Consider the following 2,892-nt stretch of genomic DNA (forward strand, 5'->3'; position numbering starts at 1 on the left):
TTGTCGCCACTGCGTTGCTCAGAAAACGTATAGCTGTAGCTAGTTGCAAGGGTAATATCTGCACTTAACATTGTTTCTATATTTAGCTCAGCCCCATAAGTCACCGCTTTATCAATATTGATGTTATAGCGGTCGGTTTCATCACCACACACTGTGATAGGACATAAAACGGTGTTAATTTTGTCTTCAAAGCTATTATGAAAAACCGTGATATTAATTTGAAAATCACTGTTAGCATAATACACAGCCGCTTCTTTACTGACGGATGTTTCGGGCTCTAGGTCAGCATTTCCATATAAGTCGCCACCGCGGCTGCTTTGGATCCAATTAGGGCTAAGCTCGCGTAAATCTGGCGCTCTGTAACCGGTAGCTACGCCCGATTTAAAGGTCCATGCCTCATTAATATTCCAAACTCCGTACAGGCGTGGACTCAAGTGCGAATCAAACTGCTCGTTATCATCAACTCGTAAACCCGTGGTAATGGTAAAATCGGGGTGTAAGCTCCACTCATCTTCAGCAAATAGCGACCATTGTTTGTTATCTATTTTAGTAATAGTGGCTGCGTTTGTTGTTTTGTCATCAAGCTTTTCTTGTTCAAATGCGCCGCCTAATGTTACATGGTGGTTTTCAAGTGCAATTGACCACTGCGTATTTGCTAAGGTATTTTCGATGGTTATTTCACGGCCTTCGTTTTCAACCGACTCTTGTTGAATATACGAATGCGCAGCGCCCCAACTATAGCTGCCTTTATGTGCTAACGACCACGTGCTGCGGTTATTGTTCGTTTCGCTAGAGCTATTTCGACTAGGTAACGATAGCCCCGAGGTAGAAATACGTTTTTGATCGTGTTCGCTGTATTCAAGCGATATCACATCGTGCTGGGTGGCTGTTAAATGCAGTGTACCACTGTAACTTGTCAGCTCTTTTTCACCGTAACCGCGCTCAATTTCATCTTCTTCACGCTCTTGGTAAAGAGCCGATAAATTAATGCTCAGTAAGTCTTTAATTAATGGACCAGCTACATATATTTGGCCTTGGTATTCATCGCCAGAATCGCTATTACCTTGTTGTGTTGTTTCAACACGCAAGTTTGCGTGCCAATTTTCATAGCTTTTACGAGTAATAACATTAATTACACCGCCAATTGCATCCGACCCATACAGCGTAGACATAGGCCCACGCACAACTTCTATCCGCTCAATAGCATCTAGTGGTGGTAGCCAATCTTGCTCAAAGCCACCGCTGCCGCTTGGCTGCGACTCGCGCCCTGATTGCTTTTTACCGTCTACTAAAATAGCCGTATACTGCGCTGGCATACCACGTACACTTATATCTTGTCGCGAGCCACCACCGGTAACCGTAACCCCTGCAATATCGTTAAGTGCATCGGTTAAGTCTTTATAAGCGCGGTTTTCTAGCTGCTTTTTGCTAATTAAAGTCATAGAAGCTGGCGCTTGCGCTAAGGTTTGTTCAAAGCCAGAGGCGGTCACTACTATTGTTTCTATATCATTGTTAGCGTTAGCCAAAGTGTAAAATGGCGCGACAGCAATCAGAGGCAGAGCTAAAGTGTTTTTCAAAGTCATTACGTGATATTTAATTAATTATTTCGGGTAATGATAACAATTATCAATACCTGCAGCAATTAACATTTCATTAATTTAATGAAAATCTGAATCGATTAAGTAGCAAGTTACAGCAATGCCATTATTTACAAAAACTATTTTATGGCGTTTAACCTACTAAAAAGACTGCATTTACTAGCAGCCTTTTTTATATTCTATAACGCTTAAAGTTTTAAAAATGCCATTTAACCATTAGGTTGGGGTTGTGCTCTGTTTGACCATCTACGCCAAACTTATTTTTCCAATATACGTATTCTATGCCTACATCAAGGCGACCTGTGTCTAGGCCAAGCATAGGAGCAATGTTGTATTTAAGTTGTGAAGTAAAGTTAAAACCGCCTTCGCTTTTACCAAACATAGTGTCGGTACTGTCAACAATATCTAAAAAGCCATCGTACCTAAAGTTGCCATTATTGTAGCCCCACGTAACGGTTATTTGATTGTTATCTTCACGCTCTATACCTATATCGTCCTGAAAACGGCGGTAATAAGCTACGTTAAAGTATTGAAACCCCGGTACATCTAACGATACGCCACCACCCAATAAATAGTTATTTTGATCGGTATCGCCTGAGCCATATTCTGTTTGTAGCCCTAAAAATACCTCTTTAACAAAGCTATTTTGTGGCTTGTACAGCGTTGGGTTTATGTTTAGCTCTCCGTATACTTCATCGGGGTTACTTAGTCTATCCATAAAAAAGAAGGTACCGCCCCATGTATGCCCCGATGCATGCTCAATAGTTACTACACTTCTGTCGTCTTCCTCGCCCGAGAACGGCTCGAGGTAATCGGCGCCGGTCATAGCGGTTATACTAAAATCTGACCATAGCTCTTTTGCCGACACACTACTTGAACACACTGCGATAGCACTAACTAAAGCTAATTTTTTAATTATTGTAATTTTCATTGTTAATCCCTTTTTTATAATTTTATTAGTTTAGTTAAGATGATCCGTACTTGCTGAGTAGTTCTCTGGTAAAATCAAGGTCATAACTATTGCTGTTAAACCCGACACCGTCACAGCACTACCAAATATGGCGGTTACTAATTTAGGTGCATTTATAAATAGCTCTGGCACAAAACTAACGCCCAAGCCCAGTCCTAAGCTCACAGCAATAATAAGTAAGTTACGGCGGTTTATTTTTTCACTGGCAAGTATTTTTACCCCTGCGGCTGCTACGGTGCCAAACATTACCAGCGTGGCGCCACCCAGTACGGGTTTAGGTATGTTTTGTAATACAGCCCCCACCACCGGAAATAACCCTAAAAC

At 41.6% G+C, this 2,892-nt stretch carries 3 protein-coding genes; all 3 read right to left on the bottom strand.

Annotated features, from left to right (window positions below; genetic code table 11):
- Window positions 1-1,583, bottom strand: a 1,583-nt coding sequence (locus AABI99_RS17900; RefSeq protein ID WP_338367475.1) for a TonB-dependent receptor, incomplete at its 3' end; no start/stop codon positions are given.
- Window positions 1,584-1,794: 211 nt separating this feature from the next.
- Window positions 1,795-2,529, bottom strand: coding sequence for a DUF5020 family protein (locus tag AABI99_RS17905; RefSeq protein ID WP_338367476.1), 735 nt, complete (start codon window positions 2,527-2,529; stop codon window positions 1,795-1,797).
- 30 nt (window positions 2,530-2,559) lie between these two features.
- Window positions 2,560-2,892 (bottom strand): solute carrier family 23 protein (locus AABI99_RS17910; RefSeq protein WP_338367477.1); only part of this gene is annotated, 333 nt, incomplete at its 5' end.

Origin of the sequence: uncultured Pseudoalteromonas sp. (assembly GCF_963922945.1) — a bacterium.
In the GTDB taxonomy this organism is placed as follows: Bacteria; Pseudomonadota; Gammaproteobacteria; order Enterobacterales; family Alteromonadaceae; genus Pseudoalteromonas.